Annotated in this window: 12 protein-coding genes; 3 read left to right on the top strand and 9 right to left on the bottom strand. The window is 59.3% G+C overall.

Translation table 11 applies throughout. The features are described 5' to 3' along the window. Window positions 1–53 precede the first annotated feature (53 nt). Both ppc and secG read left to right on the top strand, forming a co-directional pair. Complete coding sequence (gene ppc, locus Q4E11_RS00745) at window positions 54–2,876, top strand: phosphoenolpyruvate carboxylase (protein WP_303162767.1); 2,823 nt, start codon at window positions 54–56, stop codon at window positions 2,874–2,876. A 132-nt stretch (window positions 2,877–3,008) separates the two neighbouring features. Then, the gene (gene secG / locus Q4E11_RS00740; RefSeq protein WP_303162766.1) at window positions 3,009–3,245 is read left to right on the top strand and encodes a preprotein translocase subunit SecG; all 237 of its coding nucleotides are present in this window, start codon (window positions 3,009–3,011) and stop codon (window positions 3,243–3,245) included. Between the two features lie 118 nt (window positions 3,246–3,363). Here the strand turns inward: secG and pgl are convergent, their stop codons facing one another. From pgl to tkt, 5 genes are all read right to left on the bottom strand, one after another. Continuing rightward, the gene (gene pgl / locus Q4E11_RS00735; RefSeq protein ID WP_303162765.1) at window positions 3,364–4,113 is read right to left on the bottom strand and encodes a 6-phosphogluconolactonase; all 750 of its coding nucleotides are present in this window, start codon (window positions 4,111–4,113) and stop codon (window positions 3,364–3,366) included. Continuing rightward, window positions 4,110–5,144: a glucose-6-phosphate dehydrogenase assembly protein OpcA gene (locus tag Q4E11_RS00730; RefSeq protein ID WP_303162764.1), complete on the bottom strand. Its 1,035-nt coding sequence runs from the start codon at window positions 5,142–5,144 to the stop codon at window positions 4,110–4,112. The genes pgl and Q4E11_RS00730 overlap by 4 nt, the downstream gene beginning before the upstream one ends. A 36-nt stretch (window positions 5,145–5,180) precedes the next feature. Continuing rightward, a complete protein-coding gene (gene zwf, locus Q4E11_RS00725) occupies window positions 5,181–6,752 on the bottom strand; it encodes a glucose-6-phosphate dehydrogenase (protein ID WP_303162763.1) in 1,572 nt (523 codons plus the stop codon). A 110-nt stretch (window positions 6,753–6,862) separates the two neighbouring features. Then, on the bottom strand, window positions 6,863–7,978 hold the full coding sequence (gene tal / locus Q4E11_RS00720) for a transaldolase (protein ID WP_303162762.1): 1,116 nt from the start codon (window positions 7,976–7,978) through the stop codon (window positions 6,863–6,865). A gap of 146 nt (window positions 7,979–8,124) precedes the next feature. Next, the gene (gene tkt / locus Q4E11_RS00715; RefSeq protein WP_303162761.1) at window positions 8,125–10,224 is read right to left on the bottom strand and encodes a transketolase; all 2,100 of its coding nucleotides are present in this window, start codon (window positions 10,222–10,224) and stop codon (window positions 8,125–8,127) included. A gap of 318 nt (window positions 10,225–10,542) precedes the next feature. Here tkt and Q4E11_RS00710 point away from each other — a divergent pair, with 318 nt between their 5' ends. Then, window positions 10,543–11,457, top strand: a complete 915-nt coding sequence (locus tag Q4E11_RS00710; protein ID WP_303162760.1) for a heme o synthase — start codon at window positions 10,543–10,545, stop codon at window positions 11,455–11,457. A 578-nt stretch (window positions 11,458–12,035) separates the two neighbouring features. Here Q4E11_RS00710 and Q4E11_RS00705 read toward each other — a convergent pair. The 4 genes from Q4E11_RS00705 to mptB all read right to left on the bottom strand — a co-directional run bounded on the left by Q4E11_RS00705 (window position 12,036) and on the right by mptB (window position 16,694). Beyond that, complete coding sequence (locus Q4E11_RS00705; protein WP_303162759.1) at window positions 12,036–13,049, bottom strand: heme A synthase; 1,014 nt, start codon at window positions 13,047–13,049, stop codon at window positions 12,036–12,038. 137 nt (window positions 13,050–13,186) lie between these two features. Then, entirely contained in the window at window positions 13,187–13,990 is an 804-nt protein-coding gene (locus tag Q4E11_RS00700) for an ABC transporter permease (protein ID WP_303162758.1), read from the bottom strand. Further along, entirely contained in the window at window positions 13,991–14,956 is a 966-nt protein-coding gene (locus tag Q4E11_RS00695) for an ABC transporter ATP-binding protein (protein WP_303163454.1), read from the bottom strand. Between the two features lie 28 nt (window positions 14,957–14,984). Beyond that, window positions 14,985–16,694, bottom strand: a complete 1,710-nt coding sequence (gene mptB, locus Q4E11_RS00690; RefSeq protein ID WP_303162756.1) for a polyprenol phosphomannose-dependent alpha 1,6 mannosyltransferase MptB — start codon at window positions 16,692–16,694, stop codon at window positions 14,985–14,987. Window positions 16,695–16,808 lie beyond the last annotated feature (114 nt).

Here is a 16,808-nt window from a genome sequence, read left to right as displayed (position 1 = left end):
GTCGCGTATTTCGTGTCGAGCAGCTTTGTCGAGCAACTTAAAGGATGTGCTCTATGAGTAACCAACTACATAAAGACACCGACATCAGCGCTAGCACCGATGAGCAAAACTCGTCGAGCGGAGCGCCGAAAGACCTGCTCTGGGAGGATATCCGTCACCTAGGACGGATTCTGGGCCAGGTAATCCGCGAGCAAGAGGGCGAAAATGTTTTCAATCTCGTCGAAAACGCCCGCCGCGCCGCCTTTGAACTGCATCGCGGTGACGGTGACGTGGAAACTCTCACCGGACTTTTCCGGGATATCGACCCAGTTGATGCCAACCCAGTCATCCGCGCGTTTACCCACTTCGCACTGTTGGCAAACCTCGCAGAGGATTTGCACGAAGAACTGGGCATTGAACGTGCTCTCGATGCCGGTGAACCACCGCGGGATTCCACGCTTGAAGCCACCTGGCAGAAGCTACGTGAGGCCAAGGTCCCACACAGCGCAATCGCCGACATGATGGAGCACATCGAGGTTGTGCCGGTGCTCACCGCACACCCGACAGAAACTCGACGTCGCACTGTTTTCGACGTGCAGAAGCACATCACTGCTGCCATGCGCCGTCGCCATGAAATTCAGGCGGCACCGCTTAATGCTCGTACCGCTGATCGACTGGCGGAAATTGATGCGGATATTCGTCGCCGCATCCTGACGCTGTGGCAAACGGCTCTGATTCGCATGAACCGACCGGATATCCGCGATGAGGTCGAGGTGGGCTTGCGCTATTATCAGCTGTCTTTGCTGGAGGCAGTGCCACAGATTAACCGTGACGTCGTCAAGCATCTGCGACAGCTCGGTGGAGACAATCTACCAGCAAACCCGACGATTCGTATGGGCTCGTGGATTGGCGGCGATCATGACGGCAATCCGTATGTGACGGAGGAGACGCTGCGTTATGCCTCGGATAGGGCAGCGGGCACTATTTTGCGCCATTACCTGTCGCAGCTTCACTCGCTCGAGCGTGAGTTGAGTCTGTCAGATCGTTTGACCAAGGTCACAGTTGACCTGGTGGCGCTGGCTAGCCGGGGACATAACGACGTCCCCAACCGCGTTGATGAGCCGTACCGCCGCGCCATCCACGGTATTCGCGGCCGTGTGGCAGCTACGGCAGTGAACTTCTTCGGCGAGTCAATTATCGAAGGGGACTGGTCGGTATTCGAGCCGTACGACAATGCAGATGAGCTGCTGGAAGAGCTTGCCATTGTGGACAGCTCGCTACGCTCTAGCCATGATGATTTGATTGCTGACCACCGCCTGCGTGATCTGATTGCGGCAGTGGAGGTATTCGGTTTCCACCTGTACTCCATTGATATCCGACAGAATTCCGACAGCCACGAGGAAATCCTCACCGAGTTGTTCTCAGCCGCTGGTGTCGCTGAGAACTATGCGGAGCTGAAGGAGGCTGACAAGGTCAAACTGCTGACCAAGGAGCTGCAGTCCTCGCGTCCGCTGGTATCACCCAATGCTGACCTGTCTGAGCCGACAGCTCGCGAACTCGGCATCATGCGCGCAGCTGCCCGTGCCGTGCGTAAGTACGGCGACAATGCCGTGCCGCACTGCATTATCTCGATGTGCACGTCGGTCTCTGATCTGCTCGAGCCGATGATTTTGCTCAAGGAAGTTGGTCTCATTCGCCCGGACGGCGCGCACCCATCGGGCACCATCGACATCATCCCGCTGTTTGAGACCATTGAGGACCTGCAGGCCGGCGCAAACGTCCTGCGCGAGGCATGGTCGATTCCGTTCTACCGCGCATATGTCACGGCGCGTGGGAACCTCCAGGAAGTCATGCTCGGCTACTCCGATTCGAATAAGGACGGCGGGTACTTTGCGGCAAACTGGGCGCTTTACGACGCAGAGACTGCGATTGTGGCAGCCGCAAAGGACAACGACATTCGCCTGCGTCTCTTCCACGGCCGCGGTGGCACCGTGGGCCGTGGCGGTGGACCTTCCTATGAGGCGATTCTCGCCCAGCCAGACGGGGCAGTGCAGGGCTCTGTGCGTATCACCGAGCAGGGTGAAATTATCTCGGCGAAGTACGGGCACCCGGCGTCGGCACGCAGGAACCTCGCCGCGCTGGTGTCGGCAACAATCGAGTCCACGCTGCTCGATGTCGAGGGCTTGGAAAATCCCGCCCGCGCGCACGAAATTATGTCGGAGATCTCCGATTTGTCCCGTGAGGTCTACGCCAAGCTCATGCACGAGGACCCGGGCTTCATTGACTTCTTCACCTCGTCGACTCCGGTCGATGAAATCGGCAGCCTGAATATTGGGTCGCGTCCGACCTCGCGCAAGCAGACCAAGACTATCTCAGATTTGCGCGCAATTCCGTGGGTTCTGTCCTGGTCGCAGCAGCGCTCCATGGTACCGGGCTGGTTCGGCGTTGGCTCCGCGCTGCAGGCGTGGATTGGCGAGGACGAGGACGGTTCCCGCCTGGCAGAGCTGCGCCAGCTCAATGAGGACTGGCCATTCTTCAACTCCGTGCTGTCCAATATGGCGCAGGTGATGTCCAAGGCCGATATGCACCTGGCCCGCGCTTACGCTGGCCTGTGCAAGGACGCAGCAGACGGTGAGCGCATTTACAAGATCATCGAGGCGGAGTTCGAACTGACCCGCAAGATGTTCCTCAAGGTCACCGGCTACGACACGCTGCTGGACGACAACCCGCTGCTCAAGCGCTCGGTGGACATGCGATTCCCGTACCTGATGCCGCTAAACATCATCCAGCTGGAGATGCTGCGTCGTTACCGCGCCGGCGACAACCGCGACAAGGTGCGTCGAGGCATTCAGCTGACTATGAACGGCCTGGCCACTGCGCTGCGCAACTCCGGCTAGTGGCGCTACTTAGCCGAAAGGGGCGATTGCGCTAAGATAGGTAGAGTTATCGCCCCACGGTGTGCGCCCCCTGCGCGCACGGGCCTTAGAAAAGAAGATCTGCAAGAACCAACGTTTCAAAAGGAAGTGCGCGTGTACCTCGCCATTCAGATTGTCTTGGTCATCACATCCATCCTGATGACGCTGTTCATCCTGCTCCACAAGGGCAAGGGTGGCGGACTGTCCAGCCTCTTTGGCGGCGGCGTGCAGTCGAACTTGTCCGGTTCGACCGTGGTGGAGAAGAACCTCGACCGAGTCACGATTGTCACCGTGATTATTTGGCTGCTGTGCATCGTTTTGCTGCTGCTGTTTAACACCTTTGGTTGGTAATAGATCTTCAACGACCAAGCGCTGTTAGGCCAAACACTTTCAGCAGGCACAAAAATTCCCGTCGACACTGCTTGTCGACGGGAATTGCTGTATCTGGCCCTAATCTGCCAACTGCAACTTAGAGCTCGCTGGCTGCGGCATCATCCACAAAGACAATGGTTTCCGCCGCACCACGGACACCTGCCGCTGGCCAGTCGGCCGAATCTGCCTGGGAGGAAATAGCGCCGATTGCCTCGGCCTTCTCCGCACCTGCCACCAGCAGCCAGACGCGCTGGGAGCTGGCAATCGCTGGCATGGTCAACGTAATGCGTGTCGGCGGCGGCTTCGGACAGTTGTGCACATCCACAACCTTTAGTTCCCGCTCCGCCAGTGCTGGGGTGTGCGGGAAAATCGAGTTGATGTGGCCTTCCCCGCCCATGCCGAGCAGGTGCAGGTCAAAGCCGTCTGCAGCCTTGGCCTCCAGGATTTCTGCATAACGAGTAGCGGCCTCGGCAGAGCTGTAGCCAGAGTCCGACGCATCGAATTCGAAGATGTTGTCCTCTGGTACTCCGGCTGGGCCGAGCAGGCGCTGGCGCGCAGCCAGCGCATTGCGGTCCTCAGAATCGGCGTTGACGAAGCGTTCATCGCCGAAGAACACCAGTACTCGGTTCCAGTCAATGTCTCCGGAATCGTCGGCAAGCGCGCTGAGCAGCGCAGTGCCTGCACCGCCGCCGGTGAGCACGACGCGCACGAAGCCGTCATCGGTAACTGGGGTGGCGTCGCCCTTTTGCAGTGCGACGACTGTGTCTACGAAGCGCTTGCGGGCAGCGGCGACAATGCCGGCCTGATCTGCAGCGCGGTCAAACTGTGGGGCGTTAGTGGCAGTCACTTGTCAGACACTCCTGGCTCATTTGCGAAGCTATCAGTTAGGACAGTGTGCGAACCGGCCGAGGGATTTCCCTGCGCGCCGACGCGATGAATCTGGCTGAGACCTCGCAAGGCGCGCCCATAGGCGGTATCCGGGTCGAGGTGGCGCAGCTCCTCTGCCAGGCACTCAGAGCGGGCAGGGCGGTTCAGGGCGACCTTGAACGGCGGCTTGTCGCCATTGGTGACGGTTGCCGTGGTGGCACTTTCAATGTCCACACGCAGAGTCTGGCCATTTTCCCGCTCGAATGCGACAGAGGTCACCGGCGGTTTGGCTCGGCCCTTGTCATCCAGTGGAATCTTCGCCTCATCGGTTGCGTAGCGATTCACCTGCAACCCCAGACGGTCAGCCAACCACCCCGCGGCAACTTCCACCGACGGCGAATCCTCCGGGCCATAAATCGACACCGAGGTCACGGCAGAATGCGGCGGCAAATCAAATGCCGAGGCCAAAACGCCACGCCAATTAGTCAGGCGCGACCAGCACAGATCAGAGTCGCCCGGAGTGTAGCCAGTACGACGCGTATAGACGGCATTATCGCTGGGATCCCACAGCGAGTCCGTAATACGACGCTGCGCAATTCGACCAATCGGCGTGGCCGCGGGCACCTGCGGAGCCTCCGACGGCCACCACGCCACCACCGGCGTATCCGGTAGCAGCAGCGGGGTCACAACGGCACTGTGATGCTGACCAATCTCGCCTGCCATATGCATAACGACGATCTCAGCGGCACCGGCATCGCCACCGACGCGCAGTTCCGCGTCGAGGCGATTGTCCAGGCGCGGGTCATCGGAGACCAACACCAGCACACGGGAAGGATGCTCGCGCGAGACAGAGTTGACGGTGGTAATGATGCCTTCCAGATCATCATCACTCTTGGCCAGAACAATCAGCGTCAAAACGCGGCCGGTGGTGACAATGCCACCCTGCTCACGGAGCTTGACCAACTGGCGCGCAATACTGGCGGTATCAGTGTCCGGCAAATTGACAATCATGCAAAAGTTCTTTCTGTCAGAATAGTGATTTTCAACCTATGGACGTCGCCAAGCGCGACCATCGCGCTCGAGCATGCGGTCAGCGGACGCCGGGCCCCAGGAGCCAGCGGCATAGCCTTCGGGGCGCCCACGCTTGGCCCAGTATTCGATGATGGGATCGAGGATCTTCCAGGACAGCTCAACTTCCTCATTAGTGGGGAAGAGGCTGGCCTCATCGAGCAGGGCATCGAGGATGAGGCGCTCATATGCCTCCGGCGACTGCTCGGTGAAGACCTCGGAGTAGGAGAAGTCCATGTTGACATCGCGAACTTCCATTGCCGAGCCCGGCACCTTGGAGCCAAAGCGCATAAGCACACCCTCATCCGGCTGGACGCGGATGACCATGGCGTTTTGGCCGAGGGCGGCGGTCATGGTCTCTGCGAACGGCAAATGCGGAGCGGACTTGAACACCAGCGCAATCTCCGTTACGCGGCGGCCCAGGCGCTTGCCCGTGCGCAGGTAGAAGGGGACACCGGCCCAGCGGCGGGAATTGATCTGCAGAGTACAAGCGGCGTAGGTCTCGGTGGTGGAATCGGGGTCAAAGCCCTCTTCATCACGCAAGCCCGGAACGAAGTTGGAGCCCTGCCAGTCCGCAGTGTACTGACCGCGAGCGGTGTACTTCGACAGCGGACGCACCGGTTCAACTGCGCGCAGGACCTTAATCTTCTCCGCCTGCAATTCCTCCGGGGTAAAGGCAATCGGCTCTTCCATGGCCACCAGTGCCAACAGCTGCAGCAAGTGATTCTGAATCACGTCACGAGCAGCGCCAATACCGTCGTAGTAACCGGCGCGGCCGCCCAATCCGATATCTTCGGCCATGGTGATCTGGACATGGTCGATGTAGTGGGAGTTCCACAGCGGGTCAAACAGCTGGTTGGCAAAACGCATGGCCAAAATGTTCTGGACGGTTTCCTTGCCCAGGTAGTGGTCAATGCGGAAGACTGCATCCTCCGGGAAGACGGAGTTAACAATCTGGTTGAGCTCCTGTGCCGAGGCCAGGTCATGGCCGAACGGCTTCTCAATGATGACTCGACGCCAGTAGTCCTCGCCGGCCTGCGCAAGACCGGCGCGGTCGAGCTGATGGCAGACATCCGGGAAGTTCGCCGGTGGGATGGACAGGTAGTAAGCCCAGTTGCCCGCAGTACCGCGCGACCGGTCGAGCTCTTCCAGCTTGGCAGCCAGGCGGTCAAAGGCCTCGTCATCGGTGAATGTACCGGTGACGAAGTGGATGCCCTCGGCAAGGCGCTGCCAGACGCTCTCGCGGAAATCGGTACGAGCGCCGTTTTCCACTGCGGTACGGACATAGTCCTCAAAGTCCTGCTTAGACCATTCACGGCGGCCGTAGCCGACGAGTGCGAAAGATGCTGGCAGTAGACCGCGGTTTGCAAGGTCATAAATAGCTGGCAGCAGCTTCTTGTGGGCCAAGTCGCCCGTGACACCGAAAATCACCATGCCACCAGGGCCTGCGATACGCGGCAGGCGCTTATCCTGCGGATCTCGCAGGGGATTGACATAGGTGCAGCGCTTGGTGCTGGCATTCGGATTATTGCTATGCAAAGAATCACTCACGGTTTACATATTCTCACATCAAGAAAAGTCCGGTGTCATCATTCGACTTTCACCGGACTTTTGGCTAATTAACGTGCGCTGTCGAGCTTTAGCTTCAGCTCGTGAACTTGCTACTTCAGCTGTCCCATGCGCTCTTCGATGGACGACAGCAGTGACTCCCACGAAGTCACGAACTTCTCCACGCCCTCGCGCTCCAGAACAGCGAAGACATCCTCGATATCAATGCCGACCTCACGCAGCTGGGCGATCACAGCCTCAGCTGCCTCACCCTGACCGCTGACAGCATCGCGCACCTCACCATCGAAAGCCGCAGCCGCACGCAAAGTCTTCTCCGGCATGGTGTTCACGGTCTGCGGAGCAGCCAGCTCCGTGACATACAGGGTGTCCGGGTATGCCGGATTCTTCACACCGGTGGAAGCCCACAGCAGGCGCTGCGGCTTAGCGCCAGCGTTTTCCAGCTGAGCCCAACGGATATTGTCTGCGGAGAAGGTCTCCTCGAACTTTGCGTAAGCAGCACGAGCATTGGCCAGACCAGCCTTGCCACGCAGAGCCAGCGCCTCTTCCGAACCAATCTTCTCCAGCCGAGCATCCACCTCAGTGTCTACCCGGGAGACAAACAGAGAAGCCACCGAGTGGACCGAATCCAAGTCCACGCCGTTGTCCTTCGCACGCTCAATACCTTTAATGAAGGCCTCAATGACCTGCTGGTAGCGCTCAACAGAGAAAATCAGGGTGACGTTTACCGAAATACCCTCCGCCAGAGCATCAGAAACGGCCGGCAGGGATGCGTCAGTCGCCGGGATCTTAATCATCGCATTGCGCTTACCGACGCGTTCCCAGAGCTCACGGGCTTGCGCAATCGTGGCCTCGTAGTCGTCGGCATAGCGAGGATCAACCTCGATGGAAACGCGGCCATCCACGCCATCGCTCTGCTCCGAGATATCGGAGAAGAGATCGCAAGCATCGCGAACATCGTCTATAGCCATCGCGAAAACAGCCTCTGCTGGGGTGGCCCCCTGAGCGGTGAGCTCTGCCAGCTGAGCATCGTAGTCCTCGCCGGAGGTCATCGCAGAGGAGAAGATGGCCGGGTTGGTGGTCACACCGACGACGCGGAGTTCATCGATGAGATTCTTCAGATCACCCGAGGTCAGACGCTGGCGCGAAAGGTCATCGAGCCATGCGGAGGTTCCTACAGCAGCGAGTGCTTCCATTGTGGAGTTGCTCATAATAATAAGTACCTTTCTGTCTGCCCTAAATTATGCCTAAGTTATGCCCAAAGTGTGACGGATTATTCCAAGGGCATCAACCGCACGTCCTAACAAAACAAAAGGGCGCCGCCCGCAGGCAGCGCCACTTTCACGGTATCTACCTGCTACTTAGCAGCCTCGATAGATTCCTTTGCCGCATCGACAACCGCATCTGCAGTGATGCCGAACTTCTCAAAGAGCTCCTTGTACGGAGCCGAAGCGCCGAAGTGCTCCAGGGACACTGCGCGACCAGCATCACCCAGGTGGCGATACCACGGCATAGCAATACCGGCCTCAACAGAGACGCGCGCGCGGACGGCCTTCGGCAGGACCTGCTCGCGGTATTCCTCATCCTGCTGCTCGAACCAGTCAAGGCACGGCACGGAGACAACGCGGGCGCTGACGCCCTGCTCAGCCAGCTTCTCAGCGGCTTCGACAGCGAGGTGAACCTCGGAACCGGTACCCATCAGGATGACGTCCGGGGTCTCCTTGTTTCCGTCGACAAGCACGTATGCGCCACGACGAACGCCCTCGGCGGCCTTTTCCTTCGTGCCCTCCAGCACCGGGATGTTCTGGCGGGTGAGTGCCAGCGCCTTCGGGCCAGCCTCGCCTTCCAGCACAGCGGCCCAAGCCTGGGCAGTTTCGTTGGCATCTGCCGGGCGGACGGTGGCCATACCCGGGATAGCGCGCAGCGATGCCAGCTGTTCAACCGGCTGGTGCGTCGGGCCGTCCTCACCCAGACCGATAGAGTCGTGCGTCCAGACGTAAATCGGGGAGATCTCCATCAGGGACGCCAGACGGACTGCCGGACGCATGTAGTCGGAGAAGATAAGGAATGTGCCGCCGTACGGACGGGTGCCGCCGTGGAGCAGGATGCCGTTCAGAATCGAGCCCATCGCGTGCTCACGAATACCGAAGTGCAGGTTACGGCCGTACGGGTCGGTGCTCCAGGTGTTGGTGGTAATAGACTTCGGACCGAAGGACGGCTCGCCCTTCAGCACGGTGTTGTTGGAGCCAGCCAGGTCGGCCGAGCCACCCCACAGCTCCGGCAGAGTCTTGCCAAGTGCCTGCAGTGCGGCCTCGGATGCCTTACGGGTAGCGATGCCCTTCTCATCCGGCTCCCAGGTCGGCAGCTCAGCGTCGAAGCCCTCTGGCAGCTCACCGGCAGTCAGGCGGTCCAGCAGAGCCTTGCGCTCCGGGTTGGCCTCAGCCCAAGCGTCGAACTTGGTCTGCCACTCCTTGTGTGCCTCCGCACCACGGTCAACCAGCTTACGAGTATGCTCGATGACCTCATCTGCGACATCGAAGTGCTTGTCAGCATCGAAGCCCAGGGCCTCCTTGATGCCGGTGATCTCGTCGCCGCCGAGAGCAGCACCGTGAGAAGCGCCGGTGTTCATCTTGGTCGGTGCCGGGTAGGCGATGACCGTGCGAACGCGGATGAAGGTCGGACGCTCGGTGTCCTTCTTAGCTTCCTCGACTGCGGCCTCAAGAGCCTCGACGTTCTCGCCGCCGTCGACCTCAATGACCTGCCAGCCGTAGGCGCGGTAGCGGTCAGCGACGTTCTCAGTAAAGGCAATAGTGGTGTCGTCCTCGATGGAGATGCCGTTGTCATCCCAGAAAACAATCAGGTTACCCAGCTTCTGAGTGCCCGCCAGGGAGCTTGCCTCTGCGGTGACACCTTCCTGAACGTCACCGTCCGAGGCAATGACGTAGATGTAGTGATCAAACGGGGACTCACCCGGAGCAGCCTCCGGGTCGAACAGCCCACGTTCCCGTCGTGAAGCCATGGCGAAGCCCACAGCCGACGCCAGCCCCTGACCCAGCGGGCCAGTGGTGATCTCAACACCGTCGGTGTGGCCGTATTCCGGGTGACCCGGGGTGAGAGCACCCCAGGTGCGCAGTGCCTTCAGATCATCGAGCTCAAGGCCGAAACCGCCGAGGTAGAGCTGAATGTACTGCGTCAGGGACGAGTGACCGCAGGACAGGATGAAGCGGTCGCGGCCGATCCACTTCGTATCCTTCGGATCATGGCGCATGACGCGCTGGTAGAGGGAGTAAGCCAGCGGTGCCAGGCTCATTGCGGTGCCGGGGTGGCCAGAACCTGCGTTTTCCACAGCTTCCGCGGCCAAAACACGGGCCGTGTCCACAGCCTTTGTGTCCAGGTCGGACCAGTCCGAGGGGTAGTTGCGAACAACCCGTGCTTCTTGCTCAGTCGACAGTGTCACGTGAATGACTCCTAGTATCCGGATGGATTATTAAAGATCTCTTCCATATTAACGATGAATGCAATGTCGCGGTTTCACTTGGCCACGACACGCGCGGTTGCGGGGTGAGATGGGGGAGTCGTTCGTTCTCGGCGCGCGGCGCGGGCTTCACGACGGCCATTGTGGGAACCGTTATGCTTATCGGTAAACTAATTGCCCACCCCACTTAATAGCTGCGCGATGAATTCGCTGAAAAGTAGTTGGGAACTATTTGCACCTCGCATCCGACTATTAATAACCGGGGGTTTGTTTATGGCGCGTGAAAGGGACATTGCTTTGTTGGACACAGTCAAGGCGTACATTGCACTGACTAAGCCAAGAATTATCGAGCTCCTGCTCGTCGCGGCCATTCCCGCAATGCTTCAGGCAGACCGTGGCCATGTGCACGTCGGCCTGATTTTGCTCACGCTCTTCGGTGGCTGGATGGGTGCCGCTGCGGCTCACACCTTCAACATGGTGATGGATTACGACATCGACCAGAAGATGCGCCGCACTCGCCGTCGCCCACTAGCTCGCGATCAGATTAGCCGCCGCTCGGCCGCAATCTTCGGCACCGTGCTGATGGTTGCGTCCTTCCTGTGGCTGTGGTTGCTGTGCAACTCGCTTTTGGCTGCAGTCTTCATTCTGATCACCATCGCGTTCTACATCTTCGTCTACACCTTGTGGCTGAAGCGTCGAACTGATCAGAACGTCATCTGGGGCGGCGCTGCGGGTTGTATGCCGGTAATGGTCGGCTGGGCCGTGATTACTGATAACAATCCGGAAATCACCGGATTGGCTCACTGGTGGCAGGCATTCATCCTGTTCCTGCTCATTTTCTTCTGGACTCCGCCACACACCTGGGCACTGGGACTCCGATACAAGGAGGACTACAAGGCCGCTGGCGTGCCGATGATGCCAGTGGTTAAGCCAGCAATTGTCGTCACCCAACGCATCATCTGGTACACCGCAGCGACTGTGATTACCACTCTGCTGCTGGTTCCATATGCTGGTTGGCTTTACCTGATTGGCGCTGTTGGCGCCGGTGCCTGGTTCCTGTGGGGTGCAATTGACCTGCACCGCCACGTCAAATCCGGTGGCAAGATCAAGCCGATGAAGTTGTTCTTTATGTCGAACAACTACCTGTCCATCGTTTGTGTGGCACTTTCGCTGGACGCGGTGCTGGGTCTGCAGACAATCTCCAGCCTGTTCTAGGTGGTTTGCTTGGTTAGCTTTTGTTTGGTTAGTTAGCTTGGTTTGCGGGCTAATCGAGTTTAAAGAGGCCGTCCCCTTTTATAGTGGGGACGGCCTCTTTTTCTTGTTGAGCTTCGAGCTGTGTTTTTGGCCTATGCCACTGTGTGGGGCTACAGCGACATGTTGGCCTACACCAACGGTGACTTATGGCTTGAAAGTAACGTTTGGCTCTGTATACGCGACCATATGTTCATTTTCGAGCCATAGGTCATTTCAAAGCCATAGGTGGAGTGGAGAGATCAGTGCAGCGTGCAGTCTGTAAGGCCCGCAGCCTGCAAGGTACACAGTCTGTAAGGCCCGCAGTCTGCGACGCGTGCAGCCTGCACCTAGGACATAAACACATGTGGGTGGCTTGGAATGCGCCGGAGGTGGGGTGTCCCGCTTCGCCTGCAGACGAACTCTTAGTCCGAGCCCCAGTGCCGGAACGGCGAAGGCGAGAAAAGCCATATCCATTGCTCAAATAAAAAAACACCTAAACACGCGCACAAATCGCGCGTGTTTAGGTGCCTGCGCGAGACAGACCGATAGCTACCGACTAGCTAAGCGGAAACCTGCGCCTTCTTTTCACTTTCAGCACCGGCGGCAGCGGCATCGCCAACCAGCGAGCCGGTGACCGTGGCCTGGCCGCCAACCAAGCGGTAGCCAAGCTGGAACAAGACCGCGGTCAATGCGGTACAGATGCCGGAGCCTGCAACGTGGACAGGAACCAATCCCTCCGGGACGCCGCTCCAGTACTGAACCATGCCAACTGCACCTTGGGCGATGATGAAGACCACCAGTGCGATGGAAACCTTGCGGACAGAGTGGAAGGTTTCAGCAGCGAGCAGGCCAAAGATCAAGCCGATAACCAAGCCCAGGTAGAGGTACATGAAGCCCGCGTGTATGTGGGCCAAGTCAACAATAGGCAGCTGCAGACGGTCTTCCGGCAGCACGGAGGCATCGCCTGCGTGCGGACCGGCACCGGTGACCATCGTGCCGGTTATCAGGGTCATGGTCAGGGCCAGACCAGAACCGGCAGCGAGGTAACGCAGGTAGCGCGGGTACATGCGGGTGGCGGTGCCGTCGTCAGGCTCATCGATCTTCACGTAGAGCATGCCGGCGAGCCAGACGAGAATCATCGACGGCAGGAAGTGCAGCGCGACGGAGTACCACTTCAGGTCAACGAGGACTGAGATACCGCCGATAACGGCCTGGAGGACGACGCCGAGACCATTGAGCAGAGCCAGCACCTTGATTTCGCGGCGGCGGCCGACGCGCATGACAGAGAGGAACAGCGCCAGCGTCAGTGCGACGAGCACGAAGGTCAGCAGGCGGTTGCCGAACTCAATGACCTGGTGCAACATCTCAGCCTGCCCCGGAACAGGGACGAAGCTTCCCGGGTGGCATTCCGGCCAGGACGCACAACCGAGACCTGAACCAGTGACGCGAACGATGGAACCGGTCACCGCGATGGCTGCCTGAGCAATCAAGACAAGCAGCGCATAGACCTTTTGGCGGCCAATCGGCGTCAACGGCAAAAACGACATAGGCAAACTTCGATCCGCAGTATTCACAATAGGAAATTCTACCTACGCTGACGGAAAATAGTAATACGCGAAACCCCGCCGTTCAGCATGCGTTTCTGCAGCTCGACAGCAGGGTCAAAGACAGCGTCAAAGGCAAGGCCAGGGCAGCGGGCGAAAATGGCGCATTAATCGTTCGGCATATCGAAACGGAACAGTCGCGTCGCCAGCGCAGCACCGGCAATACCCCACACAAACAGCACCACCACAGCCGACCAGTTGATTGACAACACCAACGCTGACGCGAGTGCCTGGCTAAGAGCAACAGAGGGCAGTAGTCCCAGCAGGATAGCCCCGACGCCATCGATGGACGGTGCGATCGCTTCGTAGGCAGCAGCACCAATCAAGATGAACCAAATCAAGTTAGCCAGGCCGAGAATCATCTCCGCACCAAGCGTGCCACCCATCAGCAGGCCCAACGAGGTGAACACGAATGTGCCCAGCAGCATGCCCACGTACGCGAGCAGCCAGCCACCAATGGTCAAACGCGCGCCCAGCAGCATTGCCACAACACTAAACAGGATGAACTGCAACGTGACTGTGATGCAGACGGAGACGATCTTGCCGGCAATGATGCCCCACGGTGGCACGCCGGAAGCACCGATGCGCTTCAGCGCCCCATAACGGCGGTCAAAGCCCACGGCAATCGCCTGACCAGTAAAGCCTGCAGACATGACGGAGATAGCCAGCACCATCGGGAAGACAGTGTCGAGCGGATTTTCAATCTCCAGCACGGGAAGCATGGTCAGGCCGATGAGCATCGCAAGCGGGATCACGATGGTCAGAAGCATCTGCTCGCCATGGCGCCAAAACAGCTTCGTTTCCAGTCGCGCCTGGGAGGTAATCAGCTTCGAAGTCTCGGAGCGCTTCGGCGCCGGGGTAAACGTCCCCTCCGCAAAGCGTGAGGCTTCGGGCCTCGGTGCGGTAGTCATTTAGCTCCTCATCTCCGTTCCAGTTATCTGCAGGAAGACTTCTTCCAACGAGCGCGTCGCCTTGCTTAACGACGTAATCAGTGCATCCTGTGTCTCGCAGCTCTCAGCCAATACAGTCAGAGCTCGCGGGGAGGGCTCGCCGATAAGCGAGTAGTCCTCGCCGCCGACGCGGCGCAGCTGATGCGGCAGATTCTCCTGTTTAAAGGCTCGGTTCACCGCATCTGTGCTAACTCCGCCGCGGATGGTCAGCTTCAGCGAAGAAGCTGCAGCCGCACCTTGCAGAGCCGACGCACCGGTGGACGTGATTTCTTCAGTGGTGCCGGCCACCACGAGATTTCCGCGGTCGATGATCGCAACGTCGTCGGCAAGCGATTCCGCCTCATCCATGAGGTGGGTGGTGAGGACGACGGTGACGCCGTCGCGACGCAGAGACGAGATGAGATCCCACACGGCGAGCCGTGACTGTGCGTCGAGACCGGCGGTGGGTTCGTCGAGGAAGACGAGCTCTGGGCGACCGACAAGCGCGCATGCCAGCGAGAGGCGCTGCTGTTGACCGCCGGAGAGACGGCGGTAGTTGGTCTTGCGGTGGCGCTCCAGACCGACGACCTGGAGAAGCCAATCGGTATCTAGCGGGTTGGCGGAGTAGCTGGCGACGAGGTCTAGCATTTCGCCGACACGGACGCCGGGGTAGGCGCCACCGCCCTGGAGCATGATACCGATGCGGCTGCGAAGTGCGGTGGTCTGGGTGACCGGATCGAGTCCGAGGATGCGGATTTGGCCGCTATCGGGCTTGATAAACCCCTCGCACATTTCAACGGTGGTGGTCTTGCCAGCGCCGTTGGGGCCTAGAAGTGCAAGCACTCGGCCGCGGTCGAGGGAAAGCGACAGGCCCGATACGGCCTCGACGTCACCGAACCTCTTGGTGACGTTTTCGAGCCGTAAGGCCGGGGAAGAGGCAGCGTTCATCACGATAAGTCAGTCTAATCTCACGATATTAGTGGAGTCTAAATACCTTCGAGCGGGTCGAGTACGCCAGGAGGGCGGCCATGACCGCGACGAAGAATACCAGCGCTAACAGGTAAATCTGTGCGACGGTACCCGGCGGAAGTCCGAGACCTCGGGGCAGTACGACAAAACTGAAGACTGCCGAGTAGAGAACAACCGCAATACGGAACTGTACTCGGTTCGCCCACGCCGACAGCGGCACGATGGCCCACAGCAGATACCACGGGTGCACGACGGGAAAGAGAACCACGAGGGCGAACATGGCCAGGCCATAGCCGCCAAGTGGATGAATGCGGCCGCGGAAAGTCGCCAGCAGCATCCGCAGCAGCCAGGCAACTGCCAGGATGACGCCGATGCCGCGGGTGAACAGGAGGGCGCTGTCGCTGATGTCACCAAGGCCGAGAAGTCTGCCGAAGAATCCAGCAATGATGCCGAGCAAGGTGGTCAGCGACATCCAGCTGCGCACGGTGGCCGCACCACCTTGGGCGGTAATCCAGCCGAAGCCCAGGCCGGTTCCCACAGACACCGCAATGGCGGTGGCACCTGCAATCAGTCCAGTCACGGCAGCCGACGCGCAGACTGCCTTCCAGGTGGTGCCGAACTTGCGCGCCAGCCACATACCGGCAAAGCCCAAGGCGACAAATCCGGTGACCTTAACCATTCCAGCCAAGCTAATCAGTGCAATACCGGCAATATAGAGCCACCATGCGCGGGCTCGCCCCTGTGACTGGCCAAGTGGTCCGGGCTCTGGCAGCAGGTCCGGGTCAATGGCGTGGGCTGGCCCATGGATGGCACGCAGGCACAATTCCAATCCGACCAACAGCAGCGCCAGCAGCAGGGCCTCGTTGTGAATGCCACCGATCAAGTGCAACAGCACAAGTGGATTGAGAATGCCCAGCCAAAGTGTGAACTGAGAGCTCACGCCACAGCGGCGACCGAGCTGCACCAGTGCCCAGGATGCGGCGAACAACGACAGGATTGCGATGATCCGGTGCAGGAACACCGAGGCAATAACCCCGTCACCGGTGATCTTGGCAATGAGCCACGCGCCAGATAAGGCGGTCGGCCCATATGGGCTCGGGGAGTGCGACCAAATAAGTGGCACCGATCGTGCCAGCGGATCATTGGGCCCGAGTAGGTCAACGGGACCTGCTAGGTATGGGTCCATCCCGCGCTCCACAATCGCAGCTTGGGCGAGGTAGGAGTAAATATCCTGCGTAAACAGAGGAGCGGTAAACACGAGCGGCAGCACCCACGCTGCGTAGGTGCGCATCAGCATCGGTGTGGTCACCGCGGTTATACGAGTTCTTGCACCTGCCAGGACGAAGGCGCCGACACCGAGCCACGCAGCCACCAACAGGCCGATTCCGACAAATGTCACCACCGTAGTGGCGACGAGCATGCGCCCCAGCACCAATCCGAGTGGCGTATTCCAGAAGGCATTGCCCACAACTGGTGTTGCACCGGCACCGATACCCGCGACCATGATGAAAATGGCGCCGAGCGTCCCCAGCCATCGCAGCCAAGTAAAGCGTCGGAGTTCGCGGTAATTAATACGGTGCTGCAGAGGCTGCTCGGAGCCTTGGTGCAGGGTTGCTGACCTGGACCCGGCCAAACCGATTTTCGGAATCGCATCGCGCACCCATGAGGCGGTATCGGATACATGGGCGCGCAGTCGAGTCGGTCGGGTTGATTTCACAAGGTCACATAGTACCGGCACGACACGCCGAAAGGGCGTTCTAATCAGCGGTGTTGCATTGATATCAAAATGCGTTGGACATTATGCCCTAATTACGACACAATTGTGTTGTCT

The sequence above is a fragment of the Corynebacterium sp. genome, assembly GCF_030532195.1.
Classification (GTDB): Bacteria; Actinomycetota; Actinomycetes; order Mycobacteriales; family Mycobacteriaceae; genus Corynebacterium.
Note: the sequence above shows the minus strand (reverse complement) of the source record. Positions and strands in the feature narration are given on the sequence as shown.

What these genes read in the sequence shown, in the direction of transcription:
- ppc (WP_303162767.1), top strand. Translation starts at nt 54, where the DNA reads ATGAGTAACCAACTACATAAAGACACCGACATCAGCGCTAGCACCGAT.
- Q4E11_RS00730 (WP_303162764.1), bottom strand. Translation starts at nt 5,144, where the DNA reads ATGATTGTCAATTTGCCGGACACTGATACCGCCAGTATTGCGCGCCAG.
- tal (WP_303162762.1), bottom strand. Translation starts at nt 7,978, where the DNA reads ATGAGCAACTCCACAATGGAAGCACTCGCTGCTGTAGGAACCTCCGCA.
- Q4E11_RS00700 (WP_303162758.1), bottom strand. Translation starts at nt 13,990, where the DNA reads ATGACTACCGCACCGAGGCCCGAAGCCTCACGCTTTGCGGAGGGGACG.
- Q4E11_RS00695 (WP_303163454.1), bottom strand. Translation starts at nt 14,956, where the DNA reads ATGAACGCTGCCTCTTCCCCGGCCTTACGGCTCGAAAACGTCACCAAG.